This window comes from Pseudomonas sp. ArH3a, assembly GCF_022648765.1.
Classification (GTDB): domain Bacteria; phylum Pseudomonadota; class Gammaproteobacteria; order Pseudomonadales; family Pseudomonadaceae; genus Aquipseudomonas.
On the sequence record NZ_CP080330.1, the window covers coordinates 3,046,041 to 3,061,391 of the forward strand.

General features: G+C 61.8%; 12 protein-coding genes. 11 read left to right on the forward strand and 1 reads right to left on the reverse strand.

The window, feature by feature from the left end; translation table 11 throughout:
- Positions 1-127 precede the first annotated feature (127 nt).
- The 6 genes from K0P33_RS13895 to K0P33_RS13920 all read left to right on the forward strand — a co-directional run bounded on the left by K0P33_RS13895 (position 128) and on the right by K0P33_RS13920 (position 7,436).
- Complete coding sequence (locus K0P33_RS13895) at positions 128-1,033, forward strand: hypothetical protein (protein ID WP_094952503.1); 906 nt, start codon at positions 128-130, stop codon at positions 1,031-1,033.
- 148 nt (positions 1,034-1,181) lie between these two features.
- A complete protein-coding gene (locus K0P33_RS13900) occupies positions 1,182-1,409 on the forward strand; it encodes a hypothetical protein (protein WP_242155759.1) in 228 nt (75 codons plus the stop codon).
- A gap of 27 nt (positions 1,410-1,436) precedes the next feature.
- The gene (locus tag K0P33_RS13905; protein ID WP_242155760.1) at positions 1,437-1,775 is read left to right on the forward strand and encodes a hypothetical protein; all 339 of its coding nucleotides are present in this window, start codon (positions 1,437-1,439) and stop codon (positions 1,773-1,775) included.
- A gap of 96 nt (positions 1,776-1,871) precedes the next feature.
- A complete protein-coding gene (locus K0P33_RS13910; RefSeq protein ID WP_242155761.1) occupies positions 1,872-3,110 on the forward strand; it encodes a TolC family protein in 1,239 nt (412 codons plus the stop codon).
- Entirely contained in the window at positions 3,103-4,329 is a 1,227-nt protein-coding gene (locus K0P33_RS13915; protein WP_242155762.1) for an efflux RND transporter periplasmic adaptor subunit, read from the forward strand. Before K0P33_RS13910 ends, K0P33_RS13915 begins: the two co-directional genes overlap by 8 nt.
- A complete protein-coding gene (locus tag K0P33_RS13920) occupies positions 4,326-7,436 on the forward strand; it encodes an efflux RND transporter permease subunit (protein WP_242155763.1) in 3,111 nt (1,036 codons plus the stop codon). Before K0P33_RS13915 ends, K0P33_RS13920 begins: the two co-directional genes overlap by 4 nt.
- Before the next feature lie 53 nt (positions 7,437-7,489).
- On the opposite strand, the gene K0P33_RS13925 is transcribed toward K0P33_RS13920, so the two are convergent.
- Positions 7,490-8,398: a MurR/RpiR family transcriptional regulator gene (locus K0P33_RS13925; RefSeq protein WP_017136418.1), complete on the reverse strand. Its 909-nt coding sequence runs from the start codon at positions 8,396-8,398 to the stop codon at positions 7,490-7,492.
- A 285-nt stretch (positions 8,399-8,683) separates the two neighbouring features.
- Between K0P33_RS13925 and iolC the strand changes: the two genes are divergently transcribed.
- From iolC to iolD, 5 genes are all read left to right on the forward strand, one after another.
- Complete coding sequence (gene iolC / locus K0P33_RS13930; RefSeq protein ID WP_242155764.1) at positions 8,684-10,621, forward strand: 5-dehydro-2-deoxygluconokinase; 1,938 nt, start codon at positions 8,684-8,686, stop codon at positions 10,619-10,621.
- A 182-nt stretch (positions 10,622-10,803) separates the two neighbouring features.
- Complete coding sequence (iolE, locus tag K0P33_RS13935; protein WP_094952508.1) at positions 10,804-11,691, forward strand: myo-inosose-2 dehydratase; 888 nt, start codon at positions 10,804-10,806, stop codon at positions 11,689-11,691.
- 3 nt (positions 11,692-11,694) lie between these two features.
- Positions 11,695-12,483: a 5-deoxy-glucuronate isomerase gene (iolB, locus tag K0P33_RS13940; protein WP_242155765.1), complete on the forward strand. Its 789-nt coding sequence runs from the start codon at positions 11,695-11,697 to the stop codon at positions 12,481-12,483.
- Positions 12,484-12,505: 22 nt separating this feature from the next.
- The gene (locus K0P33_RS13945) at positions 12,506-13,327 is read left to right on the forward strand and encodes a TIM barrel protein (RefSeq protein WP_242155766.1); all 822 of its coding nucleotides are present in this window, start codon (positions 12,506-12,508) and stop codon (positions 13,325-13,327) included.
- An 88-nt stretch (positions 13,328-13,415) separates the two neighbouring features.
- Positions 13,416-15,347, forward strand: a complete 1,932-nt coding sequence (gene iolD, locus K0P33_RS13950; protein ID WP_094952522.1) for a 3D-(3,5/4)-trihydroxycyclohexane-1,2-dione acylhydrolase (decyclizing) — start codon at positions 13,416-13,418, stop codon at positions 15,345-15,347.
- Positions 15,348-15,351 lie beyond the last annotated feature (4 nt).

A 15,351-nucleotide genomic window follows, 5' to 3' on the forward strand; every position in this document is an offset into this window, starting at 1 on the left:
ACGTGGGTTCAATTTAATTAACTATTTGAAATGTAACGAGTTTATTTTTTATGCGGACTGGCATGCTGCCTGCACTGTCCCTTTTGAGAGTTGTAACACTATTTTTCCTGCTGGGAGCAAAACAACAATGATCACATCCTCATCCACGCTGCAAGAGTCGAGCACGCACTCCGGGGTTTCCTGGGGGGCGATTTTTGCCGGTGCCGCCGCTGCGGCTGCGCTGTCGCTTATCCTGGTGCTGCTGGGCTTCGGCCTGGGTTTTTCGGCGGTGTCGCCGTGGGCCGACAGCGGCATCAGCGCCAAGGGGCTTGGCATTTCCACGATTGTTTGGCTGGCATTTACCCAGATCGTCGCGTCGGGGCTGGGCGGGTATATCGCCGGTCGTTTGCGCGTGAAGTGGGCCAATATGCATGGCGATGAGGTGTACTTTCGCGACACCGCCCATGGTTTCCTCGCGTGGGCAGTGGCCACGCTGGTGACCGCAGTGTTGGTGGTCGGTTCGGTTAGCAGCGTAGTCAGCGGCGGCGTTAAAGCCGGTGCAGGTGTCGCGGCCGGTGCTGCCAGTGGCTTGACCCAGGCTGCCGGCAGCGCAGCCAAAGGCGCCAACAGTGGCGACTTTGACTATTACGTCGACAGCCTGTTTCGTGACGACCGCCCAGCTGCCGTCAGCGATGACGCTGTGCATGGCGTAGTGGCACGCATCTTCACCCGCACCCTGAGCAACGACGGCCAACTGGCCCCTGAAGACCGTACTTACCTCGCCCAGTTGATCAGCCAGCGCACCAACCTCAGCCAGGCCGATGCTCAAGCGCGGATCGACAAGGTCTACGCCGACGCACGCAAAGCCATCGAAGACGCCAAATTGAAAGCCAAACAGGCCGCCGATACTGCTGCGAAGGTGGCGGCTTATACCTCGCTGTGGACCTTTATTGCGCTGTTGATCGGTGCGTTCTTCGCCAGCTTCGCTGCAACCTTCGGCGGCCGTCGCCGGGATGCCGTGGTGTACGTCGAAACTGAAAACTACGTTCGTTAATTAAGGAGAACAACATGCGCTCATTACTGCTTTGGTTCCTCGGCGTACCTATCCCGGTCATCATCCTGATCGCGATCTTCATGCACTAAACCTGAGCCTGGCTCGGTCCCTTGTGGGAGCGGCGCAGTGTCAGCCGGATGATTGCAGGGTGAGCGGTCAGCAAGCCGGGTTGCATTGTGTGTTGTGGCTGCTGGCCGGTGTCGAGGAAAGCGAATTCTGCACTCGCGCCGCCGTTGGGCTGACGCTACAGCCGCTGGGCAAGGTTTGTGTGGGTGTGAGCCTGCTGCCTACAGTGATCATCGGCTATACCGCGCTGACCCTGGCGCAGATCCGTTATCACGGCCGAGTGCTCGCGCAATTATTAATAGCGGCTTAACGCGCGCTTGGCTAGACTCGCGCCTCTATGAGCCGCCTTCTGCGTTTAATCCTAGTCATGCTGTTAAGCCTCACGCTTCCCCTGACTGGGATGGCGGGTGTGCCGTCGAGCAGCGAGCCTTGCCCGATGAAGATGTCGGACATGCAGATGATGACCGACATGGCCCCGGACTGCTGCCAGGATGGCGCCGACCATGGCAAGGCCTGCAAACCCGGCCAGGAATGCAAGACCGGCAGCCTGCTGCAACTGTCCATGCCGATGCTCAAGGCCCCGCTGACCCTGGCCCATCCGCTGGTTGCCGGTCTCTCCTCTGATTTCATCCCCGACCGCACGCCGTCCGGCGTCTGGCGCCCACCCCGTTCCTGATTCCTGTCGCACCTGAAGACTCATCCCGTATTCGGGATGGCCTTGCTGTGGGCCGCGTAAAGCGGAACGCAGTCGAACAGATCAGGAATCTTCACCATGAATTCCCTCTACTTGCGCGCTCTGGTGGTGGGCGTGCTGACATGGCCCGCGCAGGCCTCTGCGCTGACCCTGGATGACGCCTTACGCCTGGCGCAAAACAACGCACCTTCGTTGACCGCTGAGACGGCCAAGCTGCACGCGGCTACCCAAGCCGCCATTCCGGCCGGCGAACTGCCCGACCCGAAACTGGTGGTGGGCCTGCAGAATTTCCCCGTCGGCGGGCCCAATCGCGGCACGTTGTATGGCGATGACATGACCGAGCAGATGATCGGCATCCAGCAACAGGTGCCCAGCCGAGACAAACGCAAGGCCCGTATTGAGCTGGCCGATGCGACGGTAGAACGGACGGCGGCTGAGGGCCGCATCGAACGCCTCAACGTGCGTCAAGCCACCGCCCAGGTGTGGATTCGCGCGTTCGCAGTGGAGCGCAAAGAGGCGTTGTTCAAAGACTTCTACCAACAGAATCGCCTGTTGCAAGACAGCGTGAGGGCGCAGTTGGCCGGTGGCCGTGGGCAGGCCGCTGATACGGTTATTCCCAAGCAGGAAGCCGCAGAACTGGCCGAACGCGAAGATGAATTGACCCAACAACGGGCCCAGGCTCGCGCCGCCCTCAAACGCTGGATCGGCCCGGCCGCTAATGAAGCGCCCAGCGGCCAGTTGCCCAACTGGACCTTCGACAGCCACGGTTTGAGCCACAACCTGCATCAACATCCCGAGTTGCAAGCCTTCGTGCCGCGTACCCGCGAAGCGCAAGCGCGTTTGCAGGACGCCAAGGCGCAGAAGACTTCGGATTGGAGTTGGGAAGTGGACTACCAACACCGCGGCCGCGAATACGGCGATATGGTCAGCCTGCAATTGAGCTTCGACCTACCGATTTTTCCCGGCCGTCGGCAAACCCCGGGCATTGCCGCCAAACAGGCTGAGCTGGACCAACTCGACGCTGAACGCGAAGCCGCCACCCGTGAACATACCCAGCTGCTCGATGACGATTTGGCGGTTTACCAACGCCTGGACCGTGCCGTGCAACGCGGCCAGGACAGCCTGGTGCCGCTGGCGCAAGAGAAGGTAGCCCTGAGCCTCGCCAGTTATCGCGCGGGTAAGGGCGACTTGATGAGTGTGGTCAGCGCCCGCCGCGAGCTGGTCGAAGCCCGCTTCAAACAGCTGGAAGCCATCGAACAGCGCGCCTTGATCGGCGCCCAGCTGTACTTCGCCTATTGGGAGCCCACCCATGAATAATCGAATCGCGGCAGTGCTGTTGTCTCTTGGCCTGGGCGCGGGCTACGGGCTGGCGCAGTTGCAGCCGGGCGCGCCTGAACCGGCCAAAAACGACAAGCAGGCCTTGTACTGGTACGACCCGATGTTCCCGCAACAGAAATTCGACAAGCCCGGCAAGTCGCCTTTCATGGACATGCAGTTGGTGCCGCGTTACGCCGAGGGTGCCTCTGCTGACACGCCCAGTGTGCAGATCGACCCACGCCAGACGCAGAACATCGGCGTACGCCTGGCGACGGTCAGCCGTGGCGTGATGACGTCCACCCTGGACCTGTCCGGCATCCTCGCCTTCAACGAGCGCGATGTCGCCGTGGTGCAAGCGCGGGTCGGCGGGTTTGTCGAACGGGTCTACGCGCGGGCGCCGGGGGATGTGCTCAAGGCCGGCGCGCCGTTGGCGGACATTCTGGTGCCGGAATGGGCCGCAGCCCAGGAAGAATTCCTCGCCCTGCGTCATACCGCTGACAGTGGTTTATTGGCGGCTGCCCGCCAACGCCTGCGCTTGAGTGGCATGCCTACCGGGCTGATCACCCAGATGGAACGCAGCGGCCAGGTGCAGTCGGTGTTGACCGTCACCACGCCGTTGAGCGGCGCGCTGCAAACCCTGGACGTGCGCGAAGGCATGACCGTAGCGGCGGGGCAGACCCTGGCACGGGTCAATGGCTTGGATCAGGTGTGGTTGCAGGTCGCTGTGCCCCAGGCTCAAGGCGCGGCGTTGGCCGTGGGGCAACGCGTGGCGGCGCAGTTTGTCGGGTTGCCGGGCAAAACGGTCAACGCCAGCGTCAGCGCGATCCTGCCGGCCAACGCCATCGACAGCCGCACCGTGCAGGTTCGCGTCGAACTGCCCAATGCCGACGGCAGTTTGCGCCCCGGCATGACCGCCCAGGTGCGCCTGGCACAAACCAGCGGGCAAGCGGTGTTGCAGGTGCCCAGCGAAGCGTTGATCCGCACCGGCAAGCGCGTGTTGGTGATGCTGGCCGAGGAAGGCGGGCACTTTCGACCGCTGGAAGTCGAGGTGGGCGCCGAGAACCAGGACCAGACCGTGATCCGCAGCGGCTTGCAGGAAGGCCAGCAGGTGGTCGCGTCCGGTCAATTTTTGCTGGACTCTGAAGCAAGTTTGCGCGGATTAGTATCGCCAGCGTCCGGCACTTTTGAAATGAGCATGCAGCCCGGAGCTCAGCCATGATCGCCTTGCTGATTCGTTGGTCGGTGGCCAACCATTTTCTGGTACTGCTCGCCACGCTGTTCATCACTGCGTGGGGCGTCTGGGCCGTGCAAAACACGCCGGTCGATGCCTTGCCGGACCTCTCGGATGTGCAGGTGATCATCCGCACGCCGTACCCGGGCCAGGCGCCGCAGATTGTCGAAAATCAGGTCACCTACCCAATGACCACCACCATGCTTTCGGTGCCGGGGGCGAAGACCGTGCGCGGTTTTTCGTTCTTTGGCGACAGCTATGTTTACGTGCTGTTTGACGAAGGCACCGACCTGTATTGGGCGCGTTCGCGGGTGCTGGAATACCTCAGCCAGTTGCAGGCGCGGCTGCCGGCGTCGGCTAAACCGGCGCTGGGGCCGGACGCCACCGGGGTTGGCTGGATTTATCAATACGCGCTGGTGGATCGCACGGGGCGGCACGACCTGGCGCAGTTACGCGCGCTGCAGGACTGGTTTCTCAAGTTCGAACTCAAGACCCTGCCGAATGTGGCGGAAGTCGCGACCATCGGCGGCCAGGTCAAGCAGTACCAGGTGCAGCTTGACCCGCTGGCCCTTGCCAGTCGTGGCATCACCCAGGCGCAAGTGGCGGACGCCATCGGCAAGGCCAACCAGGAAACTGGCGGTTCGGTACTGAATATGGGCGAGTCCGAGTACATGCTGCGCGCGTCCGGTTACTTGAAAACGCTCAACGATTTCCGCGCTATTCCACTGCGCCTCGACAGCAACAATGTGCCGGTCACCCTCGGCGATGTAGCAACGATTCAACTCGGCCCGGACTTGCGCCGGGGCATCAGTGAACTCGACGGCGAAGGTGAGGCGGTCGGCGGTGTGGTGATCCTGCGCAGCGGCAAAAATGCCTGTGAAGCCATCGCTGCAGTCAAAACCAAGCTGGAGCAACTGAAAAGCAGCCTGCCGCCCGGCGTGGAAATCGTCGCCACCTACGACCGCAGCAAACTGATCGACCGCGCGGTGGACAACCTCAGCCACAAGCTGCTGGAGGAGTTCCTGGTGGTGGCGCTGGTGTGCGGGATTTTCCTCTGGCATCTGCGCTCATCGCTGGTGGCGATCATCTCGCTGCCGGTGGGCGTGTTGATCGCGTTTATTGTCATGCGCTACCAAGGGATCAACGCCAACATCATGTCGCTGGGCGGCATCGCGATTGCCATCGGCGCGATGGTGGATGCGGCCGTGGTGATGATCGAAAATGCCCACAAGAAAATCGAAGCCTGGCACTACGCCAATCCAGGGCGAGATTTAAAGGGCGACGCGCATTGGAAGGTGGTGACCGATGCAGCAGTGGAAGTCGGGCCGGCGCTGTTTTTCTGCCTGTTGATCATCACCCTGTCGTTTATCCCGGTGTTCACCTTGCAAGCGCAGGAGGGCCGGCTGTTCGGCCCGCTGGCGTATACCAAAACCTACGCCATGGCGGCGGCGGCCGGGTTGTCGGTGACCCTAGTCCCGGTCTTGATGGGCTATTGGATTCGCGGGCGTATCCCTGACGAGCAACGCAACCCGCTCAATCGCGGCCTGATCAGGCTCTATCAACCGGCCCTCGACGCGGTGCTACGTTGGCCACGCGCGACCTTGCTGGTGTCGCTGTTGATGGTCGCCAGCGTGCTGTGGCCGTTGTCGAAACTGGGCGGTGAGTTCCTGCCACCGCTGGATGAAGGCGACGTGCTCTACATGCCTTCGGCGCTACCGGGGCTGTCGACGCAAACCGCGGGTGAACTGCTACAGCGCACGGATCGCCTGATCAAAAGTGTGCCGGAAGTCGCCCATGTGTTCGGCAAGGCCGGTCGCGCCGAAACCGCTACCGACCCGGCGCCACTGGAGATGTTCGAGACCACGATCGAATTCAAGCCCCGGGACCAATGGCGCGCGGGTATGACCCCGGACAAACTGGTCAAAGAGTTGGACCGCACGGTGCAGGTGCCGGGCCTGACCAACATCTGGATTCCACCGATCCGCAACCGCATCGACATGCTCGCCACTGGGGTGAAAAGCCCGATTGGCGTGAAAGTCGCAGGCTTAAGCCTGATGCAGATCGACGCGGTGACCCAGGCCGTGGAGAAGGTCGCCAAGGGGGTGCCCGGCGTGAGTTCGGCGTTGGCTGAAAGGCTGACCGGCGGGCGCTATATAGACGTGGACATCGACCGTGCAGCCGCAGCACAGTACGGGCTGAACATTGCCGATGTGCAGTCGATTGTGTCGGGAGCGATTGGCGGCGAAACCATTGGCGAGACCGTTGAAGGCCTGGCGCGTTTCCCCATCAGCCTGCGCTACCCAAAGGCATGGCGCGACTCGGTAACTGCTTTGGAAAACCTGCCGATCTATACACCGCAAGGCAGCCAGATCACCCTCGGCACGGTGGCCAGGCTCAGGGTCAGTGACGGCCCGCCAATGCTCAAGAGTGAAAACGCACGGCCTTCGGGCTGGGTCTACATCGACGTGCGCGACCGCGACTTGGCGTCGGTGGTCAAAGACCTGCGTGAAGCAATCAACCAGCAGGTGCAACTGCAACCGGGCATGAGCCTCAGTTATTCGGGGCAGTTCGAGTTCCTGGAACGCGCCAATGAACGCCTGAAGCTGGTAGTGCCGGCGACGTTGTTGATCATCTTTGTCTTGCTGTACCTGACCTTCCGCCGTGTGGACGAGGCGTTGCTGATCATCGCCACGCTGCCCTTTGCGCTGACGGGAGGCGTGTGGTTGCTGTACTGGCTGGGTTTCAACTTATCGGTGGCCACGGGCGTGGGCTTTATCGCGTTGGCGGGTGTGTCGGCGGAGTTCGGCGTGATCATGCTGCTGTACCTGAAAAACGCCTGGGCGGCGCGCAAGGACGGCGACCTTTTGGCCGCCATCACCGAAGGCGCAGTACTGCGCGTGCGCCCCAAAGCCATGACCGTGGCCGTGATCATCGCCGGCTTGCTCCCGATTCTGCTGGGCGGCGGCACCGGCAGCGAAGTCATGAGCCGCATCGCCGCGCCGATGATCGGCGGCATGCTCACCGCGCCGTTGCTATCACTCTTCGTAATCCCAGCCGCCTACAAACTGCTACGCCGCCCCAAAACCAGGTACTGAGCAAACTGTAGGAACTGGCTTTATGTGGGAGCGGGCTTGTCAGTGTCACCCGGTCAGTCGTCGAACCCCACCTGCTCATGAATCTCATCGACCTTCAACTCCAACCGATACGCCACCGCAATAAACAGTGCCTGGCACAGGCACAACGTGGCGCTCAACGAGCGAAACGCAAACGACGACCCCTCATTCACTAACAGCACCGCGTTCGCCCGCTTGGCCAGGGGCGACAGGTTGCTGTCGGTAATGATCAAGGTCTTGGCCTGATGATGCTGGGCAATCCGCAAGCAGTGCTGAGTCTCTTTGCCATACGGCGTAAAGCTGATCGCAATCACCAGGTCATTGGCGCGCACGCTGCGCATCTGCTCGCGATAACTGCCGCCCAAACCGGAAATCAGATGGATGCGCTTGTTGGTGTGCTGCAGGTTGTAGACCAGGTAATCGGCCACCGCGAAGGAGCGGCGCACACCGACCACGTAGATATTGTCGGCGTTAACCACCAGGTCCACGGCTTTCTCGAAGGCCACATCATCCAGCTCCAGCCCCAGGCGTTCGATGCCGGAGAGGGTCGCGTTCACGCACTCACGCGCCAGGTCACCGCCGCTGGCCTTCTGCGACTTGTTGGCGATCATGCTGCGGATACGCTGCTGGTAGTTCTGCACCGGCGTGGTCTTGTGGGTGTAGGCCTCGCGAAACAGCGCCTGCATTTCACTGAACCCACTGAAACCGAAGCGCTGGGAAAACCGCACGATGGCCGAGGGGTGCACTTCGCATTCGCGGGCGATGTCGCTGATACGGTCGACCATGATCCGGTCGCTCTGCTGGCTCATGTAGCTGGCGATGCGCTTGAGCTGGCGCGGCAGGCTCTCGTATTCGTCGGTGATCAGCTGCAACAGGCGCTCGGCATTGATCGGAGGGCTGGCGATAGTGTCTTCCAGGGTGGTCTCGGGATCGGTGCGGGACATGGGTAATCCTTCTGGCGTGTTCTTCTGAGGCGCTGATGGGTGGGCGCAAGTCTACAGGGTAGGCGCAAAAAAATACCCCGGCATCACGGCGGCCGTGGCCTGCTGAAACGATGCAGGACGGCTGGCATGCCATTATGCTGGCTTATTGGAAAAAATATTCTACTAAAAATAATTATGGAATAAATATTGATTGCGGCCGCCGGACGTTCTAGTCTGCTTGCACCAAGAGCGTGTGCCGTCACCACGGCGGCACCACGCAGGCTGATAAAAATAACAGGAGCCAGCATGGGCCAGACTCGTTTTGCCAGTGGGCGTCAATTGGATCTGATTTGCCTCGGGCGCCTGGGCGTCGACCTCTATGCACAGCAAGTCGGTGCGCGGCTTGAGGACGTGTCCAGCTTTGCCAAGTACCTCGGCGGGTCCTCCGCCAATATCGCCTTCGGCACCGCGCGGCTGGGGCTCAAGTCAGCAATGCTGAGCCGGGTAGGGGACGACCACATGGGCCGTTTCCTGGTGGAGTCCTTGGCCCGAGAAGGCTGCGATGTCAGCGGCATCAAGGTCGACCCGGAACGCCTCACCGCCCTGGTGCTGTTGGGCCTCAAGGACCGCGAAACCTTCCCACTGGTGTTCTACCGCGAAAACTGTGCCGACATGGCCTTGCGCGCCGAAGACATCAGCGAAGCCTTTATTGCCTCCAGCAAAGCCTTGCTGATCACCGGCACGCATTTCTCCACCGACGGCGTGTACGAGGCCAGCATCCAGGCCCTGGATTACGCGGCCAAGCACAACGTCCAGCGCGTACTGGATATCGACTACCGCCCGGTGCTGTGGGGCCTGGCGGGCAAGGCGGATGGCGAAACACGGTTTGTTGCCGACCAGAACGTCAGCCAGCACGTGCAGAAAATCCTGCCTCGTTTTGATTTGATCGTCGGCACCGAAGAAGAGTTTTTGATCGCCGGCGGCAGTGAAGATTTGCTCACCGCGCTGCGCACCGTACGGGACCTGACCCCGGCAACCCTGGTGGTCAAGCTCGGCCCGCAGGGCTGCACGGTGATCCACGGCGCAATTGCGGCGCGGCTGGAAGACGGCGCAATCTACCCCGGCGTGCGCGTTGAAGTCCTCAACGTGCTGGGGGCCGGCGATGCGTTCATGTCGGGCTTCCTCAGCGGCTGGCTCAAGGATGCCAGCGACGAACGTTGCAGCCAGTTGGCCAATGCCTGCGGCGGCCTGGTGGTGTCCCGCCACGCCTGCGCACCGGCCATGCCTACACCTGCCGAACTGGATTACCTGTTCAACAGCCCGGTGCCTATCACCCGGCCCGATCAAGACGTAACCCTGCAACGCCTGCACCGCGTCACGGTGCCGCGCAAAGCCTGGAAGCAGCTGTTCGTGTTTGCCTTCGATCATCGCTGGCAACTGGTGGACCTGGCGCAAAAAGGCGGCCAGGACACGGCACGTATCAGCGACATCAAGCAGCTGTTTATCCAAGCCATCGAACGCGTCGAGGGCAAACTGCGCGAGCAAGGTGTCGACGCCGATGTGGGCCTGTTGGCCGATCAGCGCTTCGGCCAGGACGCGCTCAACGCCGCCAGCGGTCGCGGCTGGTGGATTGCCCGCCCGGTAGAAGTGCAGAACTCGCGCCCGCTGGCGTTCGAGCACGGCCGTTCGGTGGGCAGCAACCTGATCGCCTGGCCCCAAGAACAGATCATCAAGTGCCTGGTGCAATACCACCCCGATGACGAGCCGATGCTGCGCCTGGAACAGGAAGCGCAACTCAAAGCGGTGTACGAGGCCTCGTTGGTCAGCGGCCATGAGCTGCTGCTGGAAGTCATCCCGCCCAAGGATCACCCGTCGACCTATCCTGATGTGCTCTATCGCAGCCTCAAGCGCCTGTACAACCTGGGCATCTACCCGGCGTGGTGGAAGATCGAGGCGCAGTCGGCCGAGGATTGGAAAAAGCTCGATGAGCTGATCCAGGAACGTGACCCGTACTGCCGTGGCGTAGTGCTGCTGGGCCTGAACGCCTCGGCCGAGTTTCTCGCCGACGGCTTCCAGCAAGCCAGCCAAAGCACTACCTGCCGGGGGTTCGCCGTGGGCCGCACGATTTTCCAGGAACCCAGCCGCGCGTGGATGGCGGGGGAAATTGATGATGAAACCCTGATCCAGCAGGTGCAGGGTACATTCGAACAGCTCATCAACGCCTGGCGCAGCGCCCGAACCTAAACACAGTCTTCAACTTGAAATGCAATCCAATGTGGGAGCTGCTTTTTGTGGGAGCCGGGCTTGCCCGCGATGCAGGCGACTCGGTCCACCTGCCAAGCCGATGTGATGCTATCGCAGGCAAGCCAGCGCCCACATAAAGCCAGACCTCAGTGATAGCTGAAAAACAACAAAAAGGTGCAGCCATGCCCGCAATCCGAATTGGCATCAACCCGATCTCCTGGAGCAACGACGACCTGCCGGCCCTGGGCGGTGAAACGCCCTTGAGCACCGCCCTGGGCGAAGGCAAGGAGATCGGCTACGAAGGTTTTGAACTCAACGGCAAATTCCCCAAGGACGCCAAAGGCGTCGGCGATGTGCTGCGCCCCTATGACCTGGCGCTGGTCTCCGGCTGGTACTCCAGCCGCCTGGCGCGGCGCTCGGTGGCGGAAGAAATCGAGGCCATCGCTGGCCACGTCGAGCTGCTGAAGCTCAACGGCGCCAAGGTGCTGGTCTACGGCGAAGTCGCCGATTCGATCCAGGGCGCCAAGGTGCGCCTGATCGAGCGCCCGCGTTTCCATAGCGAACACGCCTGGCAGGACTACGCCGATAAACTCACGGAGTTGGCGCGCTTCACCTTGTCCCAAGGCGTGCGCCTGGCCTACCACCACCACATGGGCGCTTACGTCGAATCCCCCGAAGACATTGACCAGCTTATGAAACGAACGGGCCCGGAAGTCGGCCTGCTGTTCGATTCGGGCCACTGCTACATGGGCGGCGGCGAACCCATCGAGGTGCTGCGCAAACACATCGAGCGCATCTGCCACGTGCATTTCAAGGACGTGCGCAAACCGGTGGTGCAACTGGCGCGCAACCAGATGTGGAGCTTTCCCGACTGCATCGTCAACGGCACCTTCACCGTGCCCGGCGATGGCGATATCGACTTTGGCGAACTGCTCGATGTGCTGCTGGCGGCCCACTACGAGGGCTGGCTGGTGGTGGAAGCCGAGCAGGACCCGGCCGTGGCGCCCAGCTATATCTATGCGAAAAAGGGCTATGACACCTTGCGCGCGCTGCTCAACGAGAGGACTTAAGTGATGAGCCTGTTGGTCAAAAGCAGCAAACGCGGGCAAACCATGGTCGCCCTGGAAGAAGGGCGCCTGGAGTACGTAGGCTTTGCCGCCTACCGCCTGAGCCTCGGTGAAACCCTGCCGGTCACGGCCGGTGATCAGGAGTTGTGCCTGGTTCTGCTCAGCGGCCGGGTGAATATCGAAGGCGAGGGTTTCAACTGGCAGAACCTCGGTGATCGCCAGTCGGTATTCGAAGACAAATCACCCTTCGCCGCCTACCTGCCGCCAGGCACCGATGCGCAGATCACGGCCTTGAGCGATGTGCAAATCGCTGTCTGCGCCGCGCCGGGAGCGGCCGGTTTTGCACCGCGCCTGATCCGCCCCGAGCAATGCAAGCGCAGTGTGCGCGGCAAAGGCGCCAACACCCGTTATGTGTGCGACATCCTGCCGGACAGCGAGCCGGCCCATTCGCTGCTGGTGGTGGAAGTGCGCACGCCGTCGGGGCACTCCTCGAGCTACCCGCCGCACAAGCACGACACCGACGACCTGCCGCACCAGAGTTTTCTTGAAGAAACCTACTACCACCAGATCAACCCGCCCCAGGGCTTCGTGTTCCAGCGGGTGTACACCGACGATCGCAGCATCGACCAGGCCATGGCCGTGGAAAACAGCGACTTGGTGGTGGTGCCCAAGGGTTATCACCCGGTCAGCGTGCCGTACGGCTACGAGTCTTATTACCTGAACGTGATGGCCGGTCCCAAGCGTGCCTGGCATTTCCATAACGACCCACAGCACAGCTGGCTGCTGGACCTGTAACCGGTTTGAACGGAGAACAATAATGAAGTCGCCGTTACGTTTTGCCCTTAACCGCATGGTCGCGCCCAACCTTTCCCTGCCGGATTTCATTCAGTTGGCGGCGGCCCTGAAGTGCGATGCCATCGAGATTCGCAACGACCTCAAAGGCAACGAAATCGAATACGGCACCCCGGCCAGCCGCGTGCGCGAGTTGTGCGAGGTGCAGGGCATCACGGTGCTGTCGATCAACGCGCTGTACCCGTTTGACGTGTGGAATGACGAGCGCCGCGCCCAGGCGATCAAACTCGCGACTTATGCCCGTGAATGCGGGGCCCAAGGCTTGGTGATGTGCCCGCTCAATGAGTGCGGCGATACGCGCAACGAAGCCCAGCGCGCGGCCGGTTTGCGCACCGCGCTGAGTGAGTTGGCGCCGATCCTGCGCGGATACGGGCTTCTGGGCTTTATCGAGCCGCTGGGTTTCGAAGGCTCTGCGCTGCGCCGCAAGCGTGTGGCGGTGGACGCGATCCAGTCCGTCGGCGGCCTGGATGTGTTCCGCCTGGTGCACGACACCTTTCACCATCACCTGGCCGGCGAGCAGGCGTTCTTCCCGCAGCTGACCGGCCTGGTGCATATCTCCGGCGTCGAAGATGCTGTAGCACCGCTCAACTCCATTCGCGACGGCCACCGCGTGCTGGTGGGCGAGGGCGATATCCTCGGCAATGCCGCGCAGATCGATACCTTGCTCAGCACTGGGTACGGCGGCTACCTGTCGTTCGAACCGTTTGCCGAGAGCGTGCATGGCCTAGCCGACATCCAGCAAGCCATTGGGGCAAGCATCGCCCATTTACAAAAAAACCGGACCTGACGCCGATCAACCTGTGGGAGCTGGCTTGCCATCTCCCACATTAAATCTCTGTTGATCAATGGATCTGCATTTACTCAAGGTGCAAGTGATGACCACAACAAGATTGACCATGGCCCAGGCCCTGGTGAAGTTTCTGGATAACCAATACATCGAAGTCGATGGCGTGCAGAGCAAGTTTGTCGCCGGGGTTTTTACCATTTTCGGCCACGGCAACGTGCTCGGCCTGGGCCAGGCGCTGGAGCAGGACAGCGGCGACCTGGTGGTGCATCAAGGTCGCAATGAGCAGGGCATGGCCCACGCTGCCATCGGCTTTGCCAAGCAGCACCTGCGCCGCAAGATCTATGCGTGCACCGCCTCCGTAGGCCCGGGCGCGGCGAATATGCTCACCGCCGCTGCAACCGCCACCGCCAACCGTATTCCGTTATTGCTGTTGCCCGGCGATGTCTACGCCAGCCGCCAGCCTGACCCGGTGCTGCAGCAGATCGAGCAGTTTCATGACCTGAGCATCAGCACCAACGATGCCTTCCGTTCCGTGAGCAAGTACTGGGACCGCATCAACCGCCCCGAGCAACTGATGACGGCGGCGATCCACGCCATGCGCGTGCTCACCGACCCGGCGGAAACCGGCGCCGTCACCTTGGCCTTGCCGCAGGATGTGCAAGCCGAAGCCTGGGACTATCCCGACTACTTCCTGCAAAAACGTGTGCACCGTATCGAGCGGCGTCCGGCGACCAAAGCGATGATCGCTGACGCGGTGGCCGCCTTTCGGGGCAAGCGCAAGCCGCTGATCATCTGTGGCGGCGGGGTCAAGTACTCCGGCGCGAATGCCGCGCTGCAGGCGTTTGCCGAACGCTTTGATATTCCCTTCGCTGAGACCCAGGCGGGCAAGAGCGCGGTGCTGTCCAGCCATCCGCTGAACGTCGGCGGCATCGGTGAAACCGGCTGCCTGGCGGCCAACCTGCTGGCGCCCGAAGCGGACCTGATCATCGGTATCGGCACGCGTTACACCGACTTCACCACCTCATCGAAGTCGCTGTTCAAGCACCCCGAGGTGAAGTTCCTCAACCTGAATATCAGCCCTTGCGACGCCTTGAAACTCGACGGTGTACAAGTGCTGGCGGACGCACACGTCGCCCTTGAGGCGCTGGCGGATGCCTTGGGCGACTACCGCGCCGGCTGGGGCGAGCAGATCCGCGACGCCAAGGCGCAGTTGGATGCGGAAGTGGACCGCGTGCATCAGGTTCAATACCAGGGCGACGACTTTGTGCCCGAGGTCGATGACCACCTGGACCGCGCGGTGCTGCGCGAATTTATCGAACTGACCGGCTCGTGCCTGACCCAGAGCCGCGTACTTGGCGTGCTCAATGCCAGCCTGGCCGATGACGCGATCATCGTCGCCGCCGCTGGCAGCCTGCCCGGTGACTTGCAGCGCAGCTGGCGCAGTAAGGGCGTCAACACCTACCACGTTGAGTACGGCTATTCGTGCATGGGCTACGAGATCAATGCCGCCCTCGGCGTGAAGCTGGCCGAACCGTCTAAAGAGGTTTACGCCTTGGTCGGCGATGGCTCCTACATGATGCTGCACTCGGAGCTGGCCACCTCGATCCAAGAGCGGCGCAAGATCAACGTGGTGCTGCTCGACAACATGGCCTTCGGTTGCATCAACAACCTGCAGATCGGCAATGGCATGGGCAGTTTCGGCACCGAATTCCGCTTCCGCGACCCCGAGAGCGGCAAGCTTGACGGCGGCCTGGTACCGGTGGATTTCGCCATGAGCGCGGCGGCCTATGGTTGCAAGACTTACAAAGTCAGCACCGTGGAGCAACTCGACGCGGCCCTGGCCGATGCGCGCACGCAAACGGTGTCGACGCTGATTGATATCAAGGTACTGCCCAAGACCATGATTCACGGCTACCTGTCGTGGTGGCGGGTGGGTGTGGCCCAGGTGTCCACCAGTGAGCGCACGAATGCCGCGGCGAAAAAACTCAATGAACAGCTGGCGAAAGCCCGGCAGTACTAATAAC

Bases quoted from the DNA above. Each gene is read 5' to 3' on its own strand.
- K0P33_RS13895 (WP_094952503.1), top strand. From the start codon at position 128: ATGATCACATCCTCATCCACGCTGCAAGAGTCGAGCACGCACTCCGGG.
- iolE (WP_094952508.1), top strand. From the start codon at position 10,804: ATGCCCGCAATCCGAATTGGCATCAACCCGATCTCCTGGAGCAACGAC.
- K0P33_RS13925 (WP_017136418.1), bottom strand. From the start codon at position 8,398: ATGTCCCGCACCGATCCCGAGACCACCCTGGAAGACACTATCGCCAGC.
- iolD (WP_094952522.1), top strand. From the start codon at position 13,416: ATGACCACAACAAGATTGACCATGGCCCAGGCCCTGGTGAAGTTTCTG.
- K0P33_RS13920 (WP_242155763.1), top strand. From the start codon at position 4,326: ATGATCGCCTTGCTGATTCGTTGGTCGGTGGCCAACCATTTTCTGGTA.
- K0P33_RS13910 (WP_242155761.1), top strand. From the start codon at position 1,872: ATGAATTCCCTCTACTTGCGCGCTCTGGTGGTGGGCGTGCTGACATGG.
- K0P33_RS13915 (WP_242155762.1), top strand. From the start codon at position 3,103: ATGAATAATCGAATCGCGGCAGTGCTGTTGTCTCTTGGCCTGGGCGCG.
- iolC (WP_242155764.1), top strand. From the start codon at position 8,684: ATGGGCCAGACTCGTTTTGCCAGTGGGCGTCAATTGGATCTGATTTGC.
- K0P33_RS13945 (WP_242155766.1), top strand. From the start codon at position 12,506: ATGAAGTCGCCGTTACGTTTTGCCCTTAACCGCATGGTCGCGCCCAAC.
- iolB (WP_242155765.1), top strand. From the start codon at position 11,695: ATGAGCCTGTTGGTCAAAAGCAGCAAACGCGGGCAAACCATGGTCGCC.
- K0P33_RS13905 (WP_242155760.1), top strand. From the start codon at position 1,437: ATGAGCCGCCTTCTGCGTTTAATCCTAGTCATGCTGTTAAGCCTCACG.